24 protein-coding genes are annotated in these 22,284 nt (G+C 69.2%); 4 read left to right on the forward strand and 20 right to left on the reverse strand.

The genetic code is table 11. The features are described 5' to 3' along the window. The 9 genes from KILIM_RS01060 to KILIM_RS01095 form a co-directional block, all read right to left on the reverse strand. Positions 1 to 357: hypothetical protein (locus KILIM_RS01060; protein WP_006590745.1), on the reverse strand; the 357-nt coding region annotated here is incomplete at its 3' end. Positions 358 to 551: 194 nt separating this feature from the next. Next, positions 552 to 1,085: a hypothetical protein gene (locus tag KILIM_RS01065; protein WP_006590746.1), complete on the reverse strand. Its 534-nt coding sequence runs from the start codon at positions 1,083 to 1,085 to the stop codon at positions 552 to 554. Between the two features lie 119 nt (positions 1,086 to 1,204). Next, positions 1,205 to 1,459, reverse strand: coding sequence for a hypothetical protein (locus tag KILIM_RS23805; protein WP_157551380.1), 255 nt, complete (start codon positions 1,457 to 1,459; stop codon positions 1,205 to 1,207). Further along, on the reverse strand, positions 1,456 to 2,412 hold the full coding sequence (locus tag KILIM_RS01070; RefSeq protein ID WP_006590748.1) for a hypothetical protein: 957 nt from the start codon (positions 2,410 to 2,412) through the stop codon (positions 1,456 to 1,458). Before KILIM_RS01070 ends, KILIM_RS23805 begins: the two co-directional genes overlap by 4 nt. Positions 2,413 to 2,415: 3 nt before the next feature. After that, positions 2,416 to 3,180 carry an ABC transporter ATP-binding protein gene (locus tag KILIM_RS22995; protein ID WP_006590749.1) on the reverse strand — a complete coding sequence of 255 codons (765 nt, stop codon included), beginning with the start codon at positions 3,178 to 3,180 and terminating at the stop codon, positions 2,416 to 2,418. 205 nt (positions 3,181 to 3,385) lie between these two features. Next, positions 3,386 to 4,069, reverse strand: a complete 684-nt coding sequence (locus KILIM_RS01080; protein ID WP_006590750.1) for a LutC/YkgG family protein — start codon at positions 4,067 to 4,069, stop codon at positions 3,386 to 3,388. Beyond that, the gene (locus tag KILIM_RS01085; RefSeq protein WP_006590751.1) at positions 4,069 to 5,664 is read right to left on the reverse strand and encodes a lactate utilization protein B; all 1,596 of its coding nucleotides are present in this window, start codon (positions 5,662 to 5,664) and stop codon (positions 4,069 to 4,071) included. Before KILIM_RS01085 ends, KILIM_RS01080 begins: the two co-directional genes overlap by 1 nt. After that, the gene (locus KILIM_RS01090; RefSeq protein ID WP_006590752.1) at positions 5,661 to 6,428 is read right to left on the reverse strand and encodes a (Fe-S)-binding protein; all 768 of its coding nucleotides are present in this window, start codon (positions 6,426 to 6,428) and stop codon (positions 5,661 to 5,663) included. The genes KILIM_RS01085 and KILIM_RS01090 overlap by 4 nt, the downstream gene beginning before the upstream one ends. Positions 6,429 to 6,466: 38 nt before the next feature. Continuing rightward, entirely contained in the window at positions 6,467 to 8,206 is a 1,740-nt protein-coding gene (locus KILIM_RS01095) for an L-lactate permease (RefSeq protein WP_006590753.1), read from the reverse strand. A gap of 242 nt (positions 8,207 to 8,448) precedes the next feature. Here KILIM_RS01095 and KILIM_RS01100 point away from each other — a divergent pair, with 242 nt between their 5' ends. Continuing rightward, positions 8,449 to 9,189 (forward strand): FadR/GntR family transcriptional regulator, encoded by a 741-nt coding sequence (locus tag KILIM_RS01100; protein WP_006590754.1) that lies wholly within the window; start codon positions 8,449 to 8,451, stop codon positions 9,187 to 9,189. 186 nt (positions 9,190 to 9,375) lie between these two features. On the opposite strand, the gene KILIM_RS01105 is transcribed toward KILIM_RS01100, so the two are convergent. From KILIM_RS01105 to KILIM_RS21925, 10 genes are all read right to left on the reverse strand, one after another. Then, positions 9,376 to 10,047, reverse strand: a complete 672-nt coding sequence (locus KILIM_RS01105; protein WP_006590755.1) for a TlpA family protein disulfide reductase — start codon at positions 10,045 to 10,047, stop codon at positions 9,376 to 9,378. Positions 10,048 to 10,056: 9 nt separating this feature from the next. Continuing rightward, on the reverse strand, positions 10,057 to 11,028 hold the full coding sequence (gene ccsB / locus KILIM_RS01110; protein ID WP_006590756.1) for a c-type cytochrome biogenesis protein CcsB: 972 nt from the start codon (positions 11,026 to 11,028) through the stop codon (positions 10,057 to 10,059). A gap of 11 nt (positions 11,029 to 11,039) precedes the next feature. Then, positions 11,040 to 12,653, reverse strand: coding sequence for a cytochrome c biogenesis ResB family protein (locus KILIM_RS01115; protein WP_006590757.1), 1,614 nt, complete (start codon positions 12,651 to 12,653; stop codon positions 11,040 to 11,042). A gap of 11 nt (positions 12,654 to 12,664) precedes the next feature. Then, on the reverse strand, positions 12,665 to 13,555 hold the full coding sequence (locus KILIM_RS01120) for a cytochrome c biogenesis CcdA family protein (RefSeq protein ID WP_006590758.1): 891 nt from the start codon (positions 13,553 to 13,555) through the stop codon (positions 12,665 to 12,667). A gap of 6 nt (positions 13,556 to 13,561) precedes the next feature. Then, a complete protein-coding gene (locus KILIM_RS01125) occupies positions 13,562 to 14,575 on the reverse strand; it encodes a tetratricopeptide repeat protein (protein ID WP_006590759.1) in 1,014 nt (337 codons plus the stop codon). Between the two features lie 336 nt (positions 14,576 to 14,911). Further along, on the reverse strand, positions 14,912 to 15,685 hold the full coding sequence (locus tag KILIM_RS24535; RefSeq protein WP_006590760.1) for an ammonia-forming cytochrome c nitrite reductase subunit c552: 774 nt from the start codon (positions 15,683 to 15,685) through the stop codon (positions 14,912 to 14,914). Continuing rightward, complete coding sequence (locus KILIM_RS24540) at positions 15,643 to 16,482, reverse strand: ammonia-forming cytochrome c nitrite reductase subunit c552 (protein ID WP_169330726.1); 840 nt, start codon at positions 16,480 to 16,482, stop codon at positions 15,643 to 15,645. The genes KILIM_RS24535 and KILIM_RS24540 overlap by 43 nt, the downstream gene beginning before the upstream one ends. 9 nt (positions 16,483 to 16,491) lie before the next feature. After that, the gene (nrfH, locus tag KILIM_RS01135; protein WP_006590762.1) at positions 16,492 to 16,965 is read right to left on the reverse strand and encodes a cytochrome c nitrite reductase small subunit; all 474 of its coding nucleotides are present in this window, start codon (positions 16,963 to 16,965) and stop codon (positions 16,492 to 16,494) included. Between the two features lie 221 nt (positions 16,966 to 17,186). Beyond that, entirely contained in the window at positions 17,187 to 17,885 is a 699-nt protein-coding gene (locus KILIM_RS01140; protein WP_006590763.1) for a response regulator, read from the reverse strand. After that, a complete protein-coding gene (locus KILIM_RS21925; protein ID WP_006590764.1) occupies positions 17,882 to 19,390 on the reverse strand; it encodes a sensor histidine kinase in 1,509 nt (502 codons plus the stop codon). The genes KILIM_RS01140 and KILIM_RS21925 overlap by 4 nt, the downstream gene beginning before the upstream one ends. A gap of 210 nt (positions 19,391 to 19,600) precedes the next feature. On the opposite strand from KILIM_RS21925, the gene KILIM_RS01150 reads away from it, so the two are divergent. Both KILIM_RS01150 and KILIM_RS01155 read left to right on the forward strand, forming a co-directional pair. Further along, positions 19,601 to 19,825 carry a FitA-like ribbon-helix-helix domain-containing protein gene (locus KILIM_RS01150; protein WP_217997026.1) on the forward strand — a complete coding sequence of 75 codons (225 nt, stop codon included), beginning with the start codon at positions 19,601 to 19,603 and terminating at the stop codon, positions 19,823 to 19,825. Further along, positions 19,822 to 20,232, forward strand: a complete 411-nt coding sequence (locus KILIM_RS01155) for a type II toxin-antitoxin system VapC family toxin (RefSeq protein WP_006590766.1) — start codon at positions 19,822 to 19,824, stop codon at positions 20,230 to 20,232. Before KILIM_RS01150 ends, KILIM_RS01155 begins: the two co-directional genes overlap by 4 nt. Positions 20,233 to 20,358: 126 nt before the next feature. Here the strand turns inward: KILIM_RS01155 and KILIM_RS01160 are convergent, their stop codons facing one another. Further along, entirely contained in the window at positions 20,359 to 21,270 is a 912-nt protein-coding gene (locus KILIM_RS01160; protein ID WP_006590767.1) for a LysR family transcriptional regulator, read from the reverse strand. Between the two features lie 106 nt (positions 21,271 to 21,376). Here KILIM_RS01160 and mmsB point away from each other — a divergent pair, with 106 nt between their 5' ends. Further along, on the forward strand, positions 21,377 to 22,264 hold the full coding sequence (gene mmsB, locus KILIM_RS01165; protein ID WP_006590768.1) for a 3-hydroxyisobutyrate dehydrogenase: 888 nt from the start codon (positions 21,377 to 21,379) through the stop codon (positions 22,262 to 22,264). Positions 22,265 to 22,284: the final 20 nt, after the last annotated feature.

Below are 22,284 nucleotides of genomic sequence, written 5' to 3' on the forward strand. Positions count from 1 at the left end.
CTCTCCGGCGACGACCGCGTCCTTGAGCCGGGCGACGTCCGGGGTCGAGCAGGTCCGGGAGACCTCATCGAGCCCGCGCGCCTGCGCCGGAGCCAGCGGCACCCCGGCATCGCGGCAGGACTGCTCGACCCACGCGGCGGTCTTGGGGTTGTCAGAGGCCGCGATGACTCCACGCTCCCGCGCTTCCATCACGACGGCCGCCTGAAACGCCTTCGCCGCATTCACGATCTTCGCGGCCCCGGCGGCCAGCCCGGCCAGGTCGTCGCTACCCAGCCGGGTCAGATCGCCGGCGTGCTCCAGCAGCGTCGCGGACCCGGCATCGAGCCAGGTCACGAGGTCCGCTGCGGTGGGTTCCATACGGGAAACACTATCGAACAGGATTTGTAGCAGCAACGCTACTAATAGCTGAATTACGGTGCCGCGCAGAGAGATTCGAACTTGTAAAATCGGTTGTGAATTGCGCTGGGGCGCAGGCGATCTCAGGCGCAAGCAGGACGAAGCGTGATGTGAGATGCATCACACACCATCATGAACCCCTGAGGGCGGGCGGTTCAGCGTGCGGCGTCGCGCCACGAGTACAAGCCCCACGCCAGCGCGGTGAGCGCAACGGTGATCAGCAGGGGGGCGGGCTCGGTCGCCGGGCGCTGCAGGAGGGCCCAGGCCTCCGCGTCCCCGGTGCGGGGGTCGGTGCCGAAGACCGCGCTGATACCCAGCAACAGCAGTGCCGGAGCCCAGGAGCTATCCCGGCCGAAGCGAACGAGAGTCAGGGAGGAGATGGCCATGACGAGGCTGATGTTCCGAAGGGCCACGAGTACGGCGGAGTCGGAGAGCGCAGTGACGGTGAGTGCTGAGCCGTCCTCCCCGAAGTAGCCCACCACTGGGCTCGCGCCCGTGGCGACAGCCACGACTCCACCGACCAGGGCGAACGCGGCCCACATGCCAAGCCACCACAGCGCCCGCGCCCGTCGCAAGAACGGGCTGCGGCCCTCGACCTGTGGCATGGCGCTGAAGCAGGCGAGGCCCACGAGGGCGGGGGCCAGTGCGACCACAAGCGGGAACAGCGCGATGCCCAGCCCTTCGCGCATCGGTACCTCGATCGGACCCGCCGGCATGAGCGTCAGTACCGCTGCGTGCGCCATCAAGAGTGGCAGCAGAGCCAGCCCCTGCCGAGATCGGCAGAAGAGCCACGGACCGCGTAGCGCCTTCACGATGATGCGTTGTCGGGGACGCGAGCGGCCATCCCGCGACAGTGGCTCGCGAGCCGGGCGGCCTCACTGCGTGCCGTTTCGGGAGGAGCCTCGGGCCCTGACGATCGAGAGGCGGCGACAACGGCGTCGATGAGGTCCGGCGAGGGGGAAACTCCCTCCTCTGCGGCGGCCAGTGGGTCGCAGCCAGCCGCGTGCAGCAGCAGGTCGTGGGCGGCGTCCGGCGCGGAGAGGTAGGGCGGCGCCATCGTCATGGCCACGACGGTGTCGGAGGCCGGTCCTGACGACGGCAAGGGACGATGCGTGCGGCAGGTCGCGCATCCGGGACCGTCGAGACTACCGCGGCGTTCACGGCTACGATCATGGGCGCTACGTCGTACGCGGCCCGGGGGGATTCGGCGAAGGTGCATACCGTGGGTGCGGTGCCGACGCAGACCATGGGTGGCGGTGAGGCGTCGGCGACCAAGTAGCGCTGCTGCGCTCCGATGCCCACCCATACGTAGCCGGCCAGGAGGGCCACCGCGCAGACTGCTGTGGCCGCCTTGCCCCAGGCGGCTTGAGCCGACAGCGCGAGCAAACATGTAGCGGTGACCGCTAGAAACCACACGACCTGCCCGGACTGGAGGAAGCGGTTCACATGTTCACCAGGGAACTCCACGGCACCGGAGTACATCAGGGCGTGCCGTGACGTGAGCAGCCCACCGTAGGCGGGCACGACATAGAGGACTACCGCCAGCAGCGGCGGTGTGACGAATCGCGGCACCAGCCAGCCGACCAAGGTGCCGAGGGCTGCGGCGGCAAGGAGCACCAGCGTGGAGGAGTAGGCGATCCACGGATCGAACAACCCGAAGGAACCGTGCGCGCGCATCGCCAGCACCCAATGGGCAGCGAGGGCGACGGTGTGGGCCAGCACGAACCACGCCCACACGGCCAAGGTCCGCAGGGTGTGAAAGGCGAGCCGCGAACCCGGCGTCAGCACCAGGTCTTGGGCACCAACGCGCCGATAGCGCAGTGAGTCGGCGGCAGCGGTGGCGGCGGCCAGCGGCATCGTGATGACCATGGCCGTCGACACGGACGCCGCAGCGATGCGCCACTCGTAGGAGACCTGAGTGCCGACCTGTCCGAGATTCAGGAGATGCACGAGCAGGGCTCCGGGAAAGGCGTACATTCCCGCGCTGCGGCGGAAGGCGATAAGGAAGGTGCGCACCGGCTACCTCTGCGTGCCGCTGGCGCGAGCGTCCGCGAGCACCTGCAGGTAGCTGCGTTCCATTCTGCTGCGACCATCGTCTCGAGAGGCCGGTGTTCCGCCGGGAGACAGGAACGCCGCGACGTCGCCGTCGAATACCGACGCCCCGTCGTTGAGTACCGTGACGTGATCGCAGATGCGATCGACATCATCGATGATGTGCGTCGAGATGATGACCGTGGTCGTGTCTTTGAGGCTCGCCAAAGTCTCGCGGACTCCCACCCGCTGCTCGGGGTCAAGGCCAGCGGTCGGCTCGTCCAGGATTAGCAGGCGGGGCGAATGGACCATGGCCTGGGCGATCATCGCTCGCCGCCGTTGCCCGCCCGACAATTCGCCGATCTTCGCGCGTTCGCGATGTCCCAATCCAACGGCCTCCGCCGCGCGCCGACAGGCTGTCGATCGCTGATTGCGCGGAACGCGCCGCCACCACACCGTGTATTCGAGAAGCTCGCCCACGGTAAAGCTCGGTGGCCAACCTGCGTCCTGCGGCAGGTAGCCCACCGATTGCGCGGTCCCGTCGGCGGCCGACACCTCTCCAGACGTCGGCCGCCGAAGGCCGGCCACGATGGTCATCAGCGTTGTCTTGCCCGACCCATTGGCGCCTAGTAGAGCAGTGACGCCGCGCGGCCAATGAGCATTGACCATGTCAAGCGCCGGGATAGATCGCCGGGGGTAGGTAAAGCTGACATCGTTGATGTCGATGTGCTCGCTGGCAGCGCCCGTCACCACACGGACAACTCTCAAGACCCGAGGACAGGCAGTGTGGACACGTTGCTCCCCTGAAAGCTCATGTGCGCGCAACTGGCGCGCCGTGTGTCCCCCCGGTACCGCAGTTGGTGGGTTAATCCTGCGCGCAGCGGGCCTCTAAGTCAACGACTCGCCTGGCGTTGCCAGGGCAGAACGCCAATACTCGTGTGTGGCTCCTCGTGTGTGACTACTCCGCCAGAACGACGTGCAGGGTCCGCGGGCCGTGCACCCCTTCGACGCGCGACAACTCGATGTCGCTGGTGGCGCTCCCGCCGGAGATCCAGGTGCTGGGCTGGCCGGCGCGCAGGGCGGCGGCGGTGCGGGCCACGGCCTCCGGGACGTCGGAGACGACCTGGTCGGCGCGGATGACGCAGACGTGCACGTCGGGCACGAGCGATAGGGCGCGTCGGCCCTGGTCGGGGCCGTGGTCGAGCATGATCGTGCCGGTCTCCGCTGACCCGACGGCGCATGCCGTGACGACCCCGTCGGTCTCGTCCAGTTGCGCCCGCGACAGGCGCGGCTCGTCACCGCGCACCTCGATGCCCGCCGCCTCGATCGCCTCGCGCCACGAGCCATCGATGCCCGCGGGCAGCACGACGCTGCGCACCCCGTGCGCCTGCAGACCCGCGACGACCTTGGCCGGCACCTCCTCCGGAGCGCACCGCACCAACTCGGCCTTGTAGTCCACGACCCGGTCGATGAAGACCTCCAGCACGTTGCCCTCGCGGGTCGCCCGGCCGTACTCCCACGCGATCGGCGTGTCCTGCTCGACCGACGCGTCGGGCACGTCGACCAACGCGTGCCGGATCCGCGCGAGAATCTCGTCCTTGGCCGAACTGGCCGACGAACCGGCCGACGTCTGCGTGCTCATCACGCCTCTCCTCCACGCTCGCGCTTCCACCAGCTCCGGAACGACTCCTGCGGCGGAATCGGCACGTCGCGGGCGTTGGTCCACTTGCTCAGCGGCCACGGCAGCGGCCCCAGGTGGTCGGCCCGCTTGAGCACCAAACCACCGAGCCCGGCGGCCTTCGTCCCCGCGGCCCACCGACGCGAGTCGGCCATCATCCACGCCGCCGCCGTCATCGCCGCCGGCTCACCGTGCGCGATGAACGGCACGTGCCGGTTGCTGATCTTGCCCTTGGCCTTCTTGGCCTCCACGACCTTGTTGCGCATGTGCACGAGCAGGTCCGCGATGGGTATGCGCACCGGGCACACGTCCGAGCACGCCCCGCACAGCGAGGAGGCGAACGGCAACGTGGCGTCGACCGTCGACATCTGCGCGCCGACCCCTCGCAACTGCGGCGTGAGGATCGAACCGATCGGCCCCGGGTACACCGAGCCGTAGGCGTGCCCGCCGACCTTCTCGTACACCGGGCACACGTTCAGGCACGCCGTGCAGCGGATGCAGCGCAGCGCCGCCCGACCCTTGGGGTCCTGCAGCACGTGCGTGCGGCCGTTGTCCAGCAGGATGACGTGCATCTTCTCCGGACCGTCGCCCTCGGTGGGGCCGGTCCACAGCGACGTGTACGGGTTCATCCGCTCGGCCGTCGACGAGCGCGGCAGCAGCTGCAGGAACACCTCGAGGTCTTCCAGCGTCGGCACGATCTTCTCGATGCCGACGATCGTGATGAGCGTCTGCGGCAGCGTCAGGCACATGCGCCCGTTGCCCTCGGACTCCACGACCGCCAGCGTGCCGGTGTCGGCGACCGCGAAGTTCGCCCCCGAGATCCCGACCTTGGCGCGCAGGAACTTCTCGCGCAGGTGCAGCCGCGCCGCCCCCGCGAGGTTGCGCGGCTCGCTGTCCAGATCCTCCGGCGCGGGCTTGCCGTAGTTGCCCATCTCCGCGAGGAAGATCTCGCGCACCTCCGCGCGGTTGCGGTGGATCGCGGGCACGAGGAAGTGGCTCGGCCGGTCGTGCCCGAGCTGGACGATGATCTCGGCCAGGTCCGTCTCCCACGCCGCGATACCGTCGGCCTCCAACGCCTCGTTGAGCGCGATCTCCTGGGTGACCATCGACTTGACCTTGACGACCTCGTCGCCGACCTGCCCCGTGCCGTCGTAGGTCACGTCCTCGTCGGCCAACGCCTCCTTGACCAGGCGCACCGCGATCTCGTTGGCCTCGGCCGCATCCCGCGCCCAGTGCACCACCGAACCCGCCGCCGTCAGCGACGCCTCCAACTGTAGCGCGTAGGTGTCGAGGTGGCGCAGCGTGCGGTTCTTAATGGCCTCACCGGCCAGCCGCAGATCTTCCCAGTGGTCGAGCTCGTCGACGACCCGCTGCCGCTTGGTGCGGATCGTGGTCATCGCGTGGTGCAGGTTGCCGCGCTGCACCGGGTTCTCCAACTCGACCTTGGCCTGCGTGGGGAAGCCCGGAGCCTCGTGCAGCTCGCCCTCGGGCGGCGCGGGGGTCAGCCGCGGCTTGCCCTCGTAGCGGGGGGCCGGGTGGCCGGCGACGGGGATGCTCATACGTGCTCCTCCTCGGTGCTCGCCAGGATCTGCGCCAGGTGGATCGGTTTGACGCCGGCGTGCTGGCGGTTCAGCACCCCGGTGATGTTCAGCAGGCACAGGTTGTCGCCCGCCACGAGGTACTCGGCGCCGGTGTCGGCGACGTGCCGGGCCTTGTCGCCGGCCATCGCCACGGAGACATCCGGGTTCTTCATCGCGAACGTGCCGCCGAAACCGCAGCAGCGGTCCGCGTCCTCCAGGTCGAGGATCGTGATGCCCCGGACCGCCGACAGCAACCGCATCGGCTTGTCGCCGACGTGCGCGATCCGCATCGAGTGGCACGTCGGGTGGTACGTCACCTTGTGCGGAAAGAACGCCCCGACGTCGGTGACGCCGAGCACGTCGACGAGAAACTCGCTGATGTCGTAGGTGCGGCCCGCGACCTCGTGCGCGGCCCGCGCCAACCCGGCGTCACCGCCGTGCTCGGCGAGCATCTCGTGCTGGTGCCGCACGGCCCCCACGCAGCTGCCCGAGGGGCCGACGATGTAGTCGTACGGCCCGAAGGTGTCGACGTAGTTACGCACGAGCGGCACGCTCTCGGTGAAGTAGCCGCTGTTGGCGAACGGCTGCCCGCAACACGTCTGCTTCTCGGGGAACACGACCGTGCAGCCCAGCCGCTCCAGGATCTGCACCACCGCCTTGGGCGTGTCCGGGAACATCACGTCGTTGGCGCACGTGGCGAAGAGCGCCACACGGGGACTTTGCACTGCGGTGCCGGAGCTCATGTCTCCATCCAAGCAAACATTGGGTGCTGTCGGGTCGCTCACGGCAGCATCCAGCTGAGCACGGGGGTGGATTGCAGACCGACGATCAGGCACATGACCACGAGCAGGCTCAGGCTCCACCAGATGACCTTGCGGAAGATGTCGGCCTCGCGACCGAGCAGCCCCACGGCCGTGGCGGCGATCGTCAGGTTCTGCGGACTGATCATCTTGCCGACGACCCCGCCGGAGGTGTTGGCCGCCACCAGCAGCGTCGGGTCGATGCCGATCTCCTGCGCCGCGGTCTGCTGCAAGGTGGCGAACAGCGCGTTCGCGGACGTGTCCGAGCCGGTGACGGCGGTGCCCAGCCAGCCCAGCACGGGGGACAGGAACGCGAACGCGGCGCCGGTGCCGGCGATCCAGTGACCGATGGTGATCGTCTGCCCGGAGAGGTTCATGACGTACGCCAACGAGAGGACCGTCGCGACCGTCAGGATCGCGAAGCGCATCTTGTGCGCGTTGAACGCCACGACCTTGGCCCAGTCGGCCAGGCTCACCCGGTAGGCGAAGGCGACGATGAGCCCGCAGATGAGCAGGATCGTGCCGGGACTCGACAGCCACGTGAACGTGTAGACGGTCGAGGAGTTAGGGGTGCCCGCCGCGGTGAGTACCTGACCGTCCAGGCCCGGCCACGGGATCTTGAGATCGGTGGCGGTCAGCGCCGCGTTGGCCGCAGGGACGAGCTTGGCGACCGTGAAGAACGCGATGACCAGCAGGTACGGGAAGAGGGCCATGAAGATGCGCCCGCCGGTCAGCGGGGAGGTGTCCTGCCGGGTCTGGGTCGCGGTGGCCGCGCCTGCGCCCCCGCTGTGACCGGCGCCCGCCATCGTGCCGGTGGGGTCGTTGGGGTCGCTCGCGCCGAGCTCGGCGATCTCGCGCTGGTGCGCCTCGAACAGGGAGGCGCGGGCCTCATCGCGACCCTGCGGCTGCCAGAAGCGCAGCATGACGACGATCGCGGCCAGCCCGCACAGCGAGGAGATGATGTCGGTCAGCTCCATCGAGATGTACGTCGCGCTGATCCACTGGGTCACGCCGAAGACCGCGCCGGCCACGACCGCCAGGGGCCACGTCTGCCGCAGTCCGCGCTTGCCGTCGGTGAGGAAGGCGATGAACATCGGCACGAAGAACGCGATGATCGGAGTCTGGTGGCCCACGTAGGCGCCGATCGTCGCCGGGTCGATGTGGGTGAGGCGGCCGGCCGTCAGGATCGGGGTGCCGATCGCGCCGAAGGCGACGGGCGCGGTGTTGGCCAGGAGCACGACGGTGGCGGCGCGCAGCGCCGAGAAGCCGACGGCCATGAGCATGACGCCGGTGATGGCCACGGGGGCGCCGAAGCCGGCGAGCGCCTCCATGAGGCCGCCGAAGCAGAACGCGATGACGATGGCCTGCACGCGCGGGTCGTCGGAGATGAGGTCGAAGACCTTGCGCAGGTCTTCGAAGCGGCCGCTGTGCACGGTGATCTCGTACAGCACGATCGCGTTGAAGACGATCCACATGATGGGGAACAGGCCGAACACGCCGCCCTGCACCGCGGAACCGAAGGCCAGCAGCGGCGGCATCCGGTAGATGAGGATCGCGACGAGCAGCGCCACGCCCAGGGCCGTCAGGCCGGCGATGTGCGCCTTCCAGCGCAGCCCGCCGAGGGTGATGAAGATCGTCAGAAGAGGTAGGCAGGCGACGAGCGCCGACAGGGCCAACGACCCGCCGAGGGGGGCGAGGTCCGGCTGGTAGGCCGCGATCATGAGCGCAACTCCGAGCTCTGTGAGGGTCCCGCGGGTGGGGACGACTAGGGTTCTGGAAAGGCCAACCCGGTTAATGGTCAGACCATTCGCCACCTACCGTAGAATGAGCGAGGGAAGGCCGTCAAGCGTTCGCGCACAGAATCCTCTGCGAAATCTGCGCAACCGACCGCAGGCATCGACGGGCGACCGTCGAGGCTCGGGCGTCGAAGCCCGGATCAACGATCGGAGAGGGTGGTGGCAGCGTGGCCGGCGCCGCGAAAGGAGCCTGGCAACCCGTTGCCCAGGCCAAGGCCTACGAGCTGGTCGTCGACCGGATCGAGGAGCAGATCCTCTCCGGCGCCCTGCGCGTCGGCGACCGATTGCCGGCCGAGCGCGACCTCGCCTCGATGCTCGGGGTCAGCCGGGCCGCGGTCCGCGAGGCCATCCGCTCCCTGGAGGCCCAGGGGGTGCTCACCTCCGCGGTCGGGGTCGGGCGCGACGGCGGTACCACGATCAGCTCCCTCCCGAGTCAGGCGTTGACCAGGTTCCTGCGGTTGCATGTGGCGCTGGCCAACTTCCCGATGCCCGATGTCATCGAGGCCCGGGTCATGCTCGAGCGCGGCAGCGTGCGCCTGGCCAGCCGGCACGCGAACCCCGAGCAGCTCGCCCAACTGCGGGCCCTCATGGAGGCGATGGCGGCGCCGGAGCTGCCGCGCGAGCAGTTCAACGAACTGGACTTCGAGTTCCACATCGCGCTGGCCCAGGCGGGCGGCAACACGCTCGTGGCCGACATGACCACCGCCATCCGCGCCTCGATGCGCGCCCCGATCCTCGGTGCCTTCCACCGCAGTGGCGATTGGCCCACCCTTGCGGCCGCCCTGGACCGGGGGCACCGCGACATCCTCGCCGCGGTCGAAGCCGGCGACGGCGACACCGCCGCGGCGGCCGTCGAGGCGCACATCCGCGAGGCCTACGACCTGCTGCTGTACTCCCGCGACGAGTGAGCGCGGGTCGAATGACCGCACGGGATCACAGAGTCCAGCTACGGTCACGACCATGGCGAGCGGCGGCGAGCACCGCAAGAGCGCGACCGCTGCGGTCTACGCAGTGGGCGTGGCAGAAGAGTTGGCGCGCGGCGACGAGGCCTTCGCGCTGCGCCTCGTGCGGTGAGCTGATCGGGAGTCGCGGCGTCACTGAATCTGGGTCAGCACCTGTTCGATCTTCTCCTCCGAGACGATGCCGACGTGGGTGGCCCGCAACACCCCTTGGCGGTCGATGAAGAAGTGCGCCGGGATGCCCATGACGCGGTAGTTCGCCGCCAGCGCGGTCTGGGGATCCGGCACGTGCGCGAACGTCAGCCCCAGCCGGTCGGCGAACTGCTGCACGGTCAGGGTGTCCTCGGAAAGGTAGACGGCGACGACGGCCAGGCCATCCGGGTCGGCGGCGGCGTGGGCCGCCTGGATGTCGGGCGCCTCCACGCGGCAAGCCGAGCACCACGAGGCGCCGAACGTCAGCCACACCGGTCGGCCGCGCAGGGATGCCAGCGAGATCTCCGCGCCCTTCGTGGAGCGCACCGTGAAGTCCGGGGCGCTCTGCTCGAGCGCCGGCGCCGGGCCGGTTCCGCCGGTAAGTTGCACCGCCTCCACACCGCCCTGGGGGCCGGCCGCCGGGTCTGAGCCGGGGCGCACGAGGTAGGCCCCGACGGTCACCAGCAGCGCGGTCACGGCGAGCACCGCGATCGTGCCCGTGCGGCTGCCGCGCAGCTTGGCCCGCCAGTCCTTCTGGGGGACCGGGTCGCCGGCCTCGTCCGCGGCCGGAGGGGAGGGCCGGCCGGAGGCGGAGGTGTCCAGGTCGTTGGTCATCGCCGTGCCTCAGGCGTAGGAGTGCAGGCCACCGAGAAAAAGGTTGCCGAAGTAGGTGAACAGGATCGCGACGAAGCCCAGGATCAGCAGCCACGCGGCGCGCTCACCGCGCCAGTCGCGGGCGACGCGGGCGTGCAGGTAGGCGCCGTAGATGAGCCAGGTGACCAGGGCCGCGGTCTCCTTGGGGTCCCAGCTCCAGTAGCGGCCCCAGGCGACATTGGCCCAGACCGCCCCGAGGATGATCATGACCGTCAGCAGCGGGTAGGTGACGATCGCGGAGCGGTAGCCGATCTCGTCGAGCAGTTGCCGACTCGGCAGACCGCGCCCGCGCACGTGCGGATGCACCAGGTACATGACGGCCGCGCCGAACGCGACCGCTCCGGCACCGTAGGCCAGCACGGCGCAGGCCACGTGGATCGTCAACATCAGGTTGTTGTGCAACGCCGGTACAAGCGGCCGCACCTGCGCCTCGACCGTGTCGGCGTAGATGAGCATCGCCAACGCGACAGGCAACACGACGAGCCCGAGCATGCGCACCCGGTAACGCCACGCGAACAGCACGTAGGCCACGAGGATCCCCCAGGAGAACGCGACCGCGAACTCGTGCTGGTTGGCCCACGGCCCGTGCCCCGTGGTGATGGCGCGGGTGACGAGGTTGATGCTCAGGAAGATCGCGGCTAACTGCACGACCTTCTCGGCGTACCAGACGAGTCCGAAGGGCCGGTCGCTGGACCCCGCACCGCGGTCCGGGTCGTAGCCGACGACCGCGTCGAGCGGGTTGCCGAACTCATCGACCGCCTCCGGGCCAGTACCGGAGCCGGGGGTTGCGGGTCCGCCGGCCATGGCGTGGGAGCGGGGGCGTTGGGTCGAGCGGTCCTCCTCGTGCCGGCGATAGCGCACGGCGATGACGACGTGGGCCACGACGGCGATCGCGACCAGCCCGGTGGCCGCCAGGAGGGCGTATTGCGAGATGTCGAACATGTCCAGACCTTTCAGCCGGGGCGGTGGGTGGAGCTGGGCAGGTGGGCCGGATCCGCCGGGCCGGTGCGGCCGCGGGACTGCGCCACGACCTGAGCGACCATGCGGCGGAAGCGGCGTTCGTAGCCGATGTCGAAGCGGTCGGCGGAGGCGATGCGCACCCGCGACCGCGGCGCGCCCGGCACGTAGGAGGGATGGCCGGGTTCGATCGGGCGGACCCGTACCCACAGGCGGCGCTGCTTGACGAAGAACGTCAGCAGGAAGCCCACGGACATCAGGCCTGCACCGATCCACACGACGATCGCGCCCCGGTCACGGGCCACCGACAGCCCGGTGAACTGACGCTCGCGGTGAAACGTGACGTTGAGTCCCTCGACCTGCGAAGTGGAGCCCTGGTCCAACAGCGCGGAATCGGTGCGTTCGGTGGCCTCGACGGGCACGGCGTCGACCTGTACCTGGCCCGGCGCGACCAGTGCGTCGAGCCGACCGGAGGCGGCGGTGATGATCCACAGCTTCATGCCGTGCTCGGGCAGGGTCACCGAGCCGAAGACGTGCCGCTCGTCGTCGGTCGTGTACTGCAGCGGCACCCCGCCGTCGAAGAGCACGGTGCCGGTTGTGTCAGTGATCCGCATCATCGCGGCGATGCCGAAGTAGGACTGGTAGATCATCACGCCGTCGTAGGCCAGCGGAGTGTTGACGCGGATCTCCTGGCGCGCGACCTGCCGGCCGCCGTCGAACAAGGTGATGTCGGAGACGAAGTCCATCGGCTGGCCGTCGGGGTGGTAGCTGTCGCTGAACGAGTTGACCTGGATCGTCAGGTCGGTGTCCTGCCCGACGGCCCGGCTCTGCCCCACGGTCACCGGAAACTCGTTGAGGCGGAATCCGAGGGCGGAGGTGATGAGCACCCCGAGCAGGATGACGACGAAGGCGGTGTGCGCGACGAGCGTGGAGAACGGGGCGTACCTGAAGCGGTCGGCGTAGCTGGACCGCTGCGGGTCCTTGGGGTTGCTCAGGATGCGGTAGTGGTGGGCGCGCAGCACGTCCTCGACGCCGGCTCGGGCCTGCTCGGGGGTGCCGGCGACGACGACATCCGCTCGGAGGCCGGCGTGGTCGAAGAAGCGTTCGCCGGCATGGGTGTGCGGGTGCATCGAGCGCTGCCACAGTTGCGGGCAGCGGTGCGCGGTGCACGCGATGATGCTCAGCGTCAGCATGATCGTGGTGATCTTGAACCACCACGATGCGAAGACGTGGTAGAAGCCCAGCGTCGCCAGGATGTCCGTCCAGCCGCCGTAGCGCGGGCGGTTGCGGTCGATCCACGAGGCGTAGGCCTCCGGGTCGCCACGCACCCCGTCGGGCGACTGCTGGATCATCGTGCCGACCAGCGTCAGGAACGCCATGAACAGGATGATCGCGATGGCCGTCTGCTTGTTGTAGAAGAACGCCACAGTCTTGCGGGCGATCCGGTGCAGCAGGCTTGAGCCACGCTTGCGGGGACCGCGGCCGCCGCCGCGCCGCGCGGTCGGTGGCGGCGGGGGTGTCTGGGGTGGCGGCGCCCCGGGACCGGAGCGCGAGTCGTCGATGGTGCGGGCGAGCACCTGCGGGCCGGCCAGGTCGACGGATCGGGTCATCGTCACGTTCCTCACAGACCGTAGGTGGGCAGCAGGCCGGTGAGCCGGCCGAAGAGATCGGCAATCATCGCGAACCCGAGCAGCACGAGCAGGCCGCCGCTGATCAGGCTCACGGTGGTGTGGTGCCCGGCGAGCGCGCGCATGCGGCGCTGCACCGCGTGGGCGCCCAGGGTGACCAGCACGAACGGAATGCCCAGGCCCAGGCAGTAGGCGAGCAGCAACACAATCCCCTGGCCCAGACTGTCTCCGGTCGACGCGAGCCCGATCACGGCGCCGAGGGTGGGGCCGATGCAGGGGGTCCACCCGGCCCCGAAGGCCAAACCCATGAGCAGCGAGCGGCGGTAGCTGGGACGCAGGGCCGCCGGGGCGGGAACGCCGGGCGGAGCAGCGGTCGCGACGGTGTCGGGGCGCTGCCCGCCGCGAGTCTCCGGGTGGCCGAGCGTTCCCCGGGGGTGGCCAGGGGAGTCACCGGCCGCCCGCAATACCGTGCTCATCGGCACGCGCACCTGACGACGCAGGAACGGCAGCTCGATGAGGCCCGCCACGTGCAGGCCCAGGACGACGATGACGACGCCGCCGACGATCCGCAGGGTGCCGCGGTAGGGGCCCAGCACGTGACCGAGCAGGCCGACCGAGGCCCAGACAGCGACGAACACGAGCGTGAAGCCGAGGACGAACACGACGGCCTGGGCCGCCGCGGCCCGGCGCAGTTGCCGCATCCGTGCCGCCGCGAGGTGATCGTCGATCCGCGACTCGGCGCTCCCCGCGGCCAACGCCTCCGCCTGCCCACCCATGAGGTAACTGACGAAGACCGGCACCACGGGTAGGAAGCACGGGGAGGCGAAGGACAGCACCCCGGCGGCCACCACGAGCGGCAGCGCGAGGAGCGTCGAGGCGATCATCGCGGGCTACTTGGTCGTGGAGGGTTCGGGCACGGTGCTCGGCGTGGCGGCCGGGCTCGTGGCGCCGGAGACCGGCGGGTGATTGGCGGGCATTCTGGCCATCCGCTCCAGGTGCGCCGTGGCGGTCTTGGCGATCTGAGAGCCGGGGGCGAGCTCGGCGACCTTGGTCCACTCGGCCTCCGCTGCCTTGACGTCGGCGGGAGTCTTGGACAGGTACAAGAAGCCCAGGTCGTAGTGCGCTTCAGCCACCTTGGGGTCGATGCGCAGCACCTCGCGCCATTCCTTCTCGGCCGCCGCCATGTTGCCCTGGTTGAACAGGCTGGCGCCCAGGGCCAGGCGGGCGTCGGTGTCGTTCGGGGTCACCTGCAGCACGGCCGTCTGCCAGTGAGCCGCCTGGGAGTAGTCCGCGGCCTGCACGTACATGTTGGCCAACTCCCGCATGGCGTCGGTGTCCTTGGCGTCGGCGGCCACCTTGGCCGCCAGCGCCTGGATAGCCTTGGGGTCGATCGGGATCGGGGTCTGGCCCATGCCCATCCCGGCCGCCATGCCCTGCCCGCCGCGTGAGCCCATGTTCTGGTTCATGCCGGTGGCGGCCGCCTCCTGCTCGGCGGTGGAGGCCCGGTCGCCGAGCTGATACACCCCGAACAGCACCCCAAGGACGATGACGACCAGCGCCATCACGGTGACCGGGGTGTTGGATTTCCGGGGTGCCGGCTGATACTGCACCGGCGGCGGCTCGCCGATGTCGCCGAGATCGCGCAGCGCCAAGGGGATGGCGTCGGCGGCCGCGCCGTCGGCGGTCAGGGCCGCATGGGCGACCTTGGCCGTGCGTTGTTGTTCCAGCGCCCAGGCGCGCAACGGCTGCGGCGCGTGCTCCAGATAGCGCAACAGGTCGTCGTGCAGCGCGTCGAGCTCGGCGTCGGTGATCTTGTGATCGACGCCGAACCAGGCGCGTAGCCGCCCGTCCAGATCCGAGGAGGTGTCGCGCGGCTCGGCCCCGCCTGCTGCACCCGTGGTCATGCCAATCCCTGCTCCTTCTTTCGCGGCCCTGCGAAATGTCGGTGCGAATGTGCTGCCCACCCACCCTCGCCGCGTCGTGCGGGCGCAACAATCCACCGGAGGGCATGGGCGGGGTAGACCTCTATCGACCGCCGGGGGTACCGACCAGTCCATCGGGCGGTACATCAGGCGGGTACAGCGCGATCGGCCCGACGCGGGCCCGCACCGTGAAGCGGCGGTGCCGGGAGCATGCATCCCGACACCGCCGCCTTCTTCACGGGCCGCCACAGGGGCCACTGTGGGCCCGTGGTCCTGCATCGTCACCGTCGGGTGAGCCGCCCCCGCCGGTGACCGCTCTCACGGTGTACCGGTGGCCCCGGGCGTGCCCGCAGGGCTCGGGGGTGCCGTGACCGTCGGGGTCGCCGGCGGGGTCGGTGTGGCCGTCGCGTTCGCCGGTTTGGGGCTGGGGGCCGGGCCGCTCTGGTCGGGCCCGTCCAGCTCCGCCGGCTCGGTCACCGTGCCCGCCAGCGCCGCCTGGCCCTTGCGCGCCGCGTCGATGGCGTCGGCGAAGATGCGACCGGACTCGGCCGGCGCGTGGAACCCGTAGGAGTTCTCCGAGTACAGGTAGTCGATGAAGAAGCTCGCCTTGCGGTGGTAGCTGCGGGCGACTTCGATGCGCTTGGCTTCGGTGCCGTCGGTCTGCGCCTTCTCCAGGTCGGTGATGAGCGCCAGCAGCGAATCCATCGCCACATCGCGGCTGTGGATGAATCGGTCCTGAATGGTCTTGACTCGGCTGTTCAGGTCGTCTTCGGACACGCTGTGGCAGGACTGGCAGGCATTGTTGACCATGAGCAGCGGGCTGCGAATGTGGTGGTCGGTGAGTTTGACCGCTCCCTCCCGCTTGTACGGCATGTGGCAGTCGGCGCAGCCCACGCCGGCGGCGGCGTGGATGCCTTGCTGGGAGAGGTCGAACTCGGGGTGCTGAGCCTTGAGCATCTTGGTGCCCGTGGAGGGATAGACCCAGTCGATGTGATCGGTGGAGTCGGCCATGATCGAATCGACCGTCAGGCCCTTGCCCCACGGGAAGGTCAGCGTCTTGCTCTCGCCCTCGAGTAGTACTCGACGTGGCATTGCGCACAGACGAACGTACGCATCTCCGCCGGGGTGGCGTCGCGGTTCACGTCGTAATCGGTGACGCCCTCATGTGCCTTGAGTTTTTTCATGCCTTCGGCGAATGCGGGGCGGGTGATGCGTAGTTCCATGGTGGTGGCGTCGTGGCAGTCGATGCAGGCGACCGGGTGCTCGGCGAGCTTGGTGGCCTCTTCGTAGGGCATCTTGTTCATGATCTCGAAGCCCTTGTTGATGTCGCCGTCGCCGAGTTGCTTCATGACGGGGTAGGTGGAGGCGTGGCAGTTCAGGCACACGCCAGGCTGGTTGAACTCCAGCACGCGGCGCGTCAGCCGCTGGTCCTCGAGCATGTAGGCGTGCCCGCGAGCCTCGCGGTAGGCCACGGAGAACGGGTACCCGGTCCACATCGTCACCAGCCGCGGATCGTGCTCCAGGCGACTCTCGGTGGCGGTCCGCGTGGTGCCGTCCGCCATCGTCACCTGCACGGGTTTGGAGCCCCCGTGATCCGTGGGGACCATTTCGCTGGTCGCCTGCCACATCTGGTAATGCAGCGGGAAGTTCTTGCCCCATTCCGCCGGATCGTAGCTCTCGTCGGTCAGCTGTACCGTCTGGAAGGCGAACTGTTCGCCCTCGTGCCGACGTTCCAGAATGTTGACCAGCAGCGCGGTCATGCCCATCGTGACCAGGGCCACGACCAGCACGCTGCCGAGCAGCACAAGTCGTCGGCGGTTTCGGTGCGAACGATTCGTCTCGGGCGCCTTGGGTGCCGGCGTTGACCCGTTGTTCGTGGATTCGCTCATACTCCTCACCTACAGATGGCCGACGTTGCGGTGACAGGCCACGCACGACTGCGTCGTGCTGTGGACGCGGGGGGCGCGCATGTCCGAGGTGATGTCCGCGTGGCAGTACAGGCACGCGTTCTCGGTCACCTCGAGGTTGTGCGGCTTGATGCGGATGTTGTCGGGAAAGTCGCCCGTGGTCATGGCCAGCCCGTGGAAGAAGCCGTTCGTGGCTTTCGTGGCGTATTTTCCGACGATGTCGTGCGGAGCGTGGCAGTCGTTGCAGGTCGCCACTTTGCCGTGGCTGGAGGCCATCCAGCCGGCGTACTGATCGCGCATCGTGTGGCAGTTGATGCAGGCCTGCGGATCGTTCGTCAGGTACGAGGCGCCGTTGGCATAGCCGAACGTGAACACGCCCACCCCCAGCAGCGACCCGATGACGAACACGGCCAGCCCAGCCAGTGCTCGTTTGGCCGTCAGAAACCCTCTGAGTGCGGACGTCATACGTGCTGCCCTCATCGCCATCCGACCTCGCTCCACGTGCGCGCGACTGCGCTCCTTGTGCTCAGGCTCTACTCAGGCGCGGCGAAAGACCATCCGTCGGGGGATAGAGAGCGGGTATAGGCCGCTGCTGTGCCCCTGGGGAGCAGGCGGACGGACGCGGTACAGCGGCAAGCGGTCGACTGGCCGGGGGAATCAGTGGACTTGACGCGGAACGGGTCGCGTCAGGGCATCGGGGCCGCGTTGCCCAAGCCGTGCCGCACGACGTAGGCGGCGGCTTGGATGCGGTTCTCCATGTGCAGCTTGTGCAGCGCGTTGTGTACGTGGTTCTTCACCGTGCCCTCGGTGATGTGCAGCTGGCGCCCGATCTGCCGGTTGGTCAGGCCCTCCGCGACCAGACGCAGGATCTCCAGTTCGCGCTCACTGAGGTCGGCCCGCTTGGGCGGCGCCGTCGGCGTCGGCGGGACCGCGGGAGTGCCGCGCACGTGCGAGAGCAGGCGGGAGACGAGGGCCGGGGACAGCGGGCTCTCGTCGCGCATGCAGGCCCGGATCATGTCGAACAACTGATGGGGGCGCAGGTCCTTGAGCAGGTACCCGTGGGCGCCCTGACGCACCGCGTCGACCAGATGCTCGTCGTCTCCCACGACGCTGAGCATGAGCACCTTGGCGGCGGGAGCCTGCGCTCGGACCAGCCCCGCCGCCTCGATCCCGCCCATCACCGGCATCTCGACGTCGAGCAAGACCACATCGGGTTGGAGCTCACGGGCCTTCTCCACGCCGAGCAGCCCGTTGTCGGCCTGCCCGACCACGTGCAGGTCCGGCTCGTCCTCGATGAGGCAGGAGATCGCCATCCGGAACAACGGCTGGTCGTCCACGACGAGCACGCGGATGGGGTCCGTCGCCACGTCCATACATACGCTCACGCGCTGTCTCCGTTCTGGGCTCTTGGGAGGGTCCGGTGCCCCGGGCACGGCCGAGGCGGGCGGGCTGCCGCGGTGCTGTGCCGGATCTGGCAGTCGTCGCGGATCGGGCAGGGCCGGCAACAATCCAACGCGGCCAAGGTCGTCAACGGGCCCAGGCACTCACCGGCGTCGAGGGAGTGCGCGGCGGCCACCGCAACCGGTGAGCCCTCGCGCTGGCGGGGCAACAGCACACCCACGCTGGTACCGCAGCCCGGCTCGGAGTCGACCCGCAGGTGCCTGGTCGCGGCGGCGGCGCGCTCGCGCATCGTGTGCAGGCCGAAGCCGTCGCTGCGCCCCAGCTCGTGGGAGTCGAAGCCGCGACCGTCGTCCCGGACCACGACGAGCGTGCAGCCGTCCCGGGCATGTACGTGCACGGTCACTGCGTGCGCACGCGCATGCTTGCGCACATTGGTCAGGGCCTCCTGCACGAGCCGCAACACCTCGGCGCGTCGTGCCTGGGGCATGTCGATCAGGACGTCGCCCTCGATGAGCAGGCGGGCCGGCACGCCGGCGGAACGCTCGAACGAGGCGACCGCACGTTGCAACGCCTGCGGCAGACCGCCCTCCGTTCGGGCCGTCTCGCGCAGCACGAAGATCGACTCGCGCACATCGGTGTGCGCCTCCCGGCAGATGTCGGCCAGCTCCCGCAGCTGCGCGCCGGTCGGTTCGTCGGCCAGTTCGGGCCGAGAGCCGATCGCCCACAGCCGCAGATGCGCGACCGAGAGCACCTGCGCCAGGCTGTCGTGCATCTCCCGGGCGATGCGCACCCGTTCGCCGAGCACTGCGGTGGTGTGCGCCGCGGCGATCATGCGGCCGTGGTCCTGGGCGAGCCCAGCGAGCCGCGCGAGGGCATCGAGCGTGCGCTGATCGCCGCGCTCGAAGCCGCGGCGGTGTCGACTGACCCACAGCACGGGACGCTCGAGCGCTGGTCCGTCGGTCGGGCTCTCGCCCTGGGCTCGAGCGTCGCTGCCGGTGAGCACATGTTTGTCGGCCGGGACCGGTCGCCGGGCAGCCGCCTCGCCGCCGGCCGCCATTCCCGCGTCGTCCGCTGCGAGCAGGGCCCTCGCGTGCCGCAGGATGAGTTCGGCGGTCCTGGCGGGAGCCTCTTCGCGGGATATCGCCTGCAGGATGTCGTTGAGCGACTCCAGTTCGCGGTTGCGGCTCAGCGCGAGGCGATAGGCCCGCATGACGAATAAGAGGGCGGTGGCGGACAGCACGAACACCGCGAAATGCAGTCCGAGAACCCCGGCGTGCTCCTCCTCCAGCGGGAGGGCCTGTACGACCAGCGGGCCGAGCGCTTGCAGACCGACGATCGCCAGTACGGGGGCGGCGATGCCCACGACGATGAGCCGCCGCAGCCGCCCGTCGTCCCAGGCGGCAGCGGCCCGCGTGCGAGCAGAGGGCGGGGCAGCGGCTACGTTGCCGCCGCGCGCGTGGGTCCCCTTGCGTGCCCTGACCAGTGCCACCGTCCGTGCCCCATCGTGAAACGAAAACCAAGGCTGAGGCCGTAACAATACCGACGTTACGGACTGTGAGCGGGTCTGCGAACAGGCGTTATCCCAGGAAAGGCGCAGGGCTCGATAATAGGTCGCACCACCCCCAAAGACTCGAGCGCCAAACCGCCTTCGACGCCTGTTCAGCTGCAATGCTGCTAAATTGCTGCTATGGGTGTCGCAATGACTGTGCGAGACGTGCCGGAGCCGGTGCGGGACGAACTGGCCGCCCGGGCGGCGCGTGCTGGGCAGTCGTTGCAGGAGTACCTGCGCACGATGCTCGTCCGCAGCGCCTCGCGTCCAGACGTCGACGACGTCATCGCGCGGGCGCGGGCCCGCGTGGCGACGACGGGGTCGCGGGTGGACGCCGCCACCATCTTGGCGGCCCGAGACGCTGACCGTCGGTGAGTGCTGATCTCGTCTGCGACGCCTCCGCGCTGGTGGCGCTCCTGCTCGACGGGGGCCCAGACGGTGCGTGGGCGAGCCGCACCCTCGCCGGCGCGAACCTGGCCACCGCTGCCGTGTGCCGATTCGAGGCGGGCAATATCATCCGGCGCCACGAGGCCGCCGGTCTCATCGGCAGCGACCAGGCCGCGCTGGCGCACACAGATCTGCTGGATCTCGCGCTGACGGAGTGGCCGTACGAGACGCTCGCCGAACGGGCCTGGGCACTGCGGCCCAACCTGACGAGCTATGACGCCTCGTACGTGGCGCTCGCCGAGTTGCTCGAGGTGCCATTGGTCACCCTCGACCGCCGCGTCGGTCGCGCCTCGGGTCAGGCATGCACCGTGCTCACGCCGGAACAAGGAGCCTGACCCCGCAGCGGTGCGGCCTTTCGGCGGCCGGCGGCGATGACGCGTACCCCCCAGTCGCGCAGCAGACCCCCGACTCAGGTCAAGCCTGGGCCGCGGTGGGGTGACTGATGCACGCCCCCCCTTGTCCTACTCGGGAATGAGGAGGTCGGCGTATGTCGGGACGGTCTCCAGCAGGTGCTGGTAGACGATCTGGATGCGGCGCACGTTGGCCAGGCTGGTCGTGGTCAGCAACCACTGCGATCGGCGCACGTCGACGCGGTCGGCAAGGACCGGGACGAGCCGGGGGTCCTGCTCGGCGAGAAAGCTGGGGAGCAGTCCTATGCCGATTCCCTGGGCGGCTGCCTCGACCTGGGCGAAGACGTTGCTACTGCGAAGCGCGAACTGAGGGGCCTTGATGACCTCGTGCATCACCCGTAGCTCGGGCAGGTCGAGTAGGGAGTCGATATACCAGATCATCTTGTGCTGAGCGAGGTCCGGCAGATCCGCGATCGGGGGGTGGGTGGACAGGTAGTCGGGTGCGGCATAAAGGCGCAGGGCGTAGTCGCACAGTTTGCGCGTGAGGAATCGGGGCAGTCGCGGGCGTTGGAGGGTCAGGGCGATGTCGAACTCGCCCACCCGGTAGCTGAGCAGTTGACTGGTGGTCAGCAGCTCGATGGAGATCTCCGGATGTGTCTCGTGAAGCCGGGCCAGGGCAGGGGTGACCACTCGGGAGCCGAAGCCGTCCGTGGCGACCAGGCGTACCACTCCGGCCGCCGGCGTCGCCTCACCGCCGGTCGTCTCATCGAGGGCATCGTTTGCCGTCTCTTCGATCCGCTCGGCGTGGGGCAGCAGGCGCCGGCCGGGGTCGGTCAGCTCCCACCCGCTCTTGGTTCGCTCGAACAGCCGGACGCCGATGGCCTTCTCGAGTGCCTGGACCCGCCGCGAGACGGTCGTGTGCTCGACGCCGATGCGCTCTGCTGCGACGACGAGGCGGCCGTGCCGGGCGAGGGCCAGAAAGTAGCGGAGGTCCTGGAGGTTCAGGCCATCGTCGATCTGCACTTATGCACAGTAGCAGTGCTGTGATGCCTCTTGTCAGTGCAGGCATGCAGATCTCATCCTGAAGTGGCAGGCGGAAATCGAACGATTCTTCTCAGGAGGAAATGCAATGGCGACCGTCGGGTTCATCGGTCTCGGCAACATGGGTGGCCCCATGGCGGCCAACCTGGTCATCGCTGGCCACCAGGTGGTCGGCTTCGACCTATCCGAGCAGGCTCGCGCCCACGCGCTACAAGCAGGTGTCACCCTTGCCGACACGGTCAAGGGGGCGGTGGTCGACGCCGACGTCGTGATCACGATGCTGCCTACGGGCCGACACGTACGCGACGTGGTGCTCGGGGAAGACGGAGTGGCCTCACACGTGGCCCCGACAGCCCTCGTTATCGACTCCTCGACAATCGATGTCGCCTCCACCCGCGACGTTCACGAGGCGATGGAGGCGCGCGGGCTCTCGTTCGTGGACGCCCCGGTCTCCGGAGGAGTGAGCAAGGCCTGCGCCGGCACCCTGACCTTCATGGTCGGAGGCTCCGATGACGCCTTCGCTGCCGCGCTGCCCTACTTGGACGTCATGGGCGCCAACATCGTCCACGTCGGCGCCGGCGGCGCCGGGCAGGGCGCGAAGATCTGCAACAACATGCTCTTTGGGACAACGCTCGTGGCCACGGCCGAGTCGTTCGCCCTTGCCGAGAAGCTCGGACTCGATCCCCAGAAGATCTTCGGGATCATCACCAGCTCCTCGGGTGACAACTGGGGCGTGCGCAACTTCTGCCCTGTGCCTGGCGTGGTCGACGGATCGGCGGCCGACGATGGCTACGCGGCACGGTTCGCGGCGGCCCTGATGAGCAAGGACCTCAGGCTCGCCCTCGATGCCGCCGGTGAGAGCGGAGTCGAGCTCCCGGTGTCCGGTCGCGCCAACGAGGTCTTCGCAGACCTGGCCTCGACCGAGGGGCACCTCGACGCCTCTGCCGTGATCCACGCGGTTCGCGGTCGCTCCTGAGCCCCCGGTTCGGTTGCAGC

It is taken from the genome of Kineosphaera limosa NBRC 100340 (genome assembly GCF_000298215.1).
GTDB classification, from domain to species: Bacteria; Actinomycetota; Actinomycetes; order Actinomycetales; family Dermatophilaceae; genus Kineosphaera; species Kineosphaera limosa.

Excerpts from the sequence above, each read along its gene's own strand:
- KILIM_RS01065 (WP_006590746.1), bottom strand. The coding sequence starts at position 1,085 with ATGCGCGAAGGGCTGGGCATCGCGCTGTTCCCGCTTGTGGTCGCACTG.
- KILIM_RS23805 (WP_157551380.1), bottom strand. The coding sequence starts at position 1,459 with ATGACGATGGCGCCGCCCTACCTCTCCGCGCCGGACGCCGCCCACGAC.
- KILIM_RS01080 (WP_006590750.1), bottom strand. The coding sequence starts at position 4,069 with ATGAGCACGCAGACGTCGGCCGGTTCGTCGGCCAGTTCGGCCAAGGAC.
- KILIM_RS01085 (WP_006590751.1), bottom strand. The coding sequence starts at position 5,664 with ATGAGCATCCCCGTCGCCGGCCACCCGGCCCCCCGCTACGAGGGCAAG.
- KILIM_RS01090 (WP_006590752.1), bottom strand. The coding sequence starts at position 6,428 with ATGAGCTCCGGCACCGCAGTGCAAAGTCCCCGTGTGGCGCTCTTCGCC.
- KILIM_RS01095 (WP_006590753.1), bottom strand. The coding sequence starts at position 8,206 with ATGATCGCGGCCTACCAGCCGGACCTCGCCCCCCTCGGCGGGTCGTTG.
- KILIM_RS01105 (WP_006590755.1), bottom strand. The coding sequence starts at position 10,047 with ATGACCAACGACCTGGACACCTCCGCCTCCGGCCGGCCCTCCCCTCCG.
- ccsB (WP_006590756.1), bottom strand. The coding sequence starts at position 11,028 with ATGTTCGACATCTCGCAATACGCCCTCCTGGCGGCCACCGGGCTGGTC.
- KILIM_RS01115 (WP_006590757.1), bottom strand. The coding sequence starts at position 12,653 with ATGACCCGATCCGTCGACCTGGCCGGCCCGCAGGTGCTCGCCCGCACC.
- KILIM_RS01120 (WP_006590758.1), bottom strand. The coding sequence starts at position 13,555 with ATGATCGCCTCGACGCTCCTCGCGCTGCCGCTCGTGGTGGCCGCCGGG.
- KILIM_RS01125 (WP_006590759.1), bottom strand. The coding sequence starts at position 14,575 with ATGACCACGGGTGCAGCAGGCGGGGCCGAGCCGCGCGACACCTCCTCG.
- KILIM_RS24535 (WP_006590760.1), bottom strand. The coding sequence starts at position 15,685 with ATGCCACGTCGAGTACTACTCGAGGGCGAGAGCAAGACGCTGACCTTC.
- KILIM_RS24540 (WP_169330726.1), bottom strand. The coding sequence starts at position 16,482 with ATGAGCGAATCCACGAACAACGGGTCAACGCCGGCACCCAAGGCGCCC.
- nrfH (WP_006590762.1), bottom strand. The coding sequence starts at position 16,965 with ATGACGTCCGCACTCAGAGGGTTTCTGACGGCCAAACGAGCACTGGCT.
- KILIM_RS01150 (WP_217997026.1), top strand. The coding sequence starts at position 19,601 with ATGACTGTGCGAGACGTGCCGGAGCCGGTGCGGGACGAACTGGCCGCC.
- mmsB (WP_006590768.1), top strand. The coding sequence starts at position 21,377 with ATGGCGACCGTCGGGTTCATCGGTCTCGGCAACATGGGTGGCCCCATG.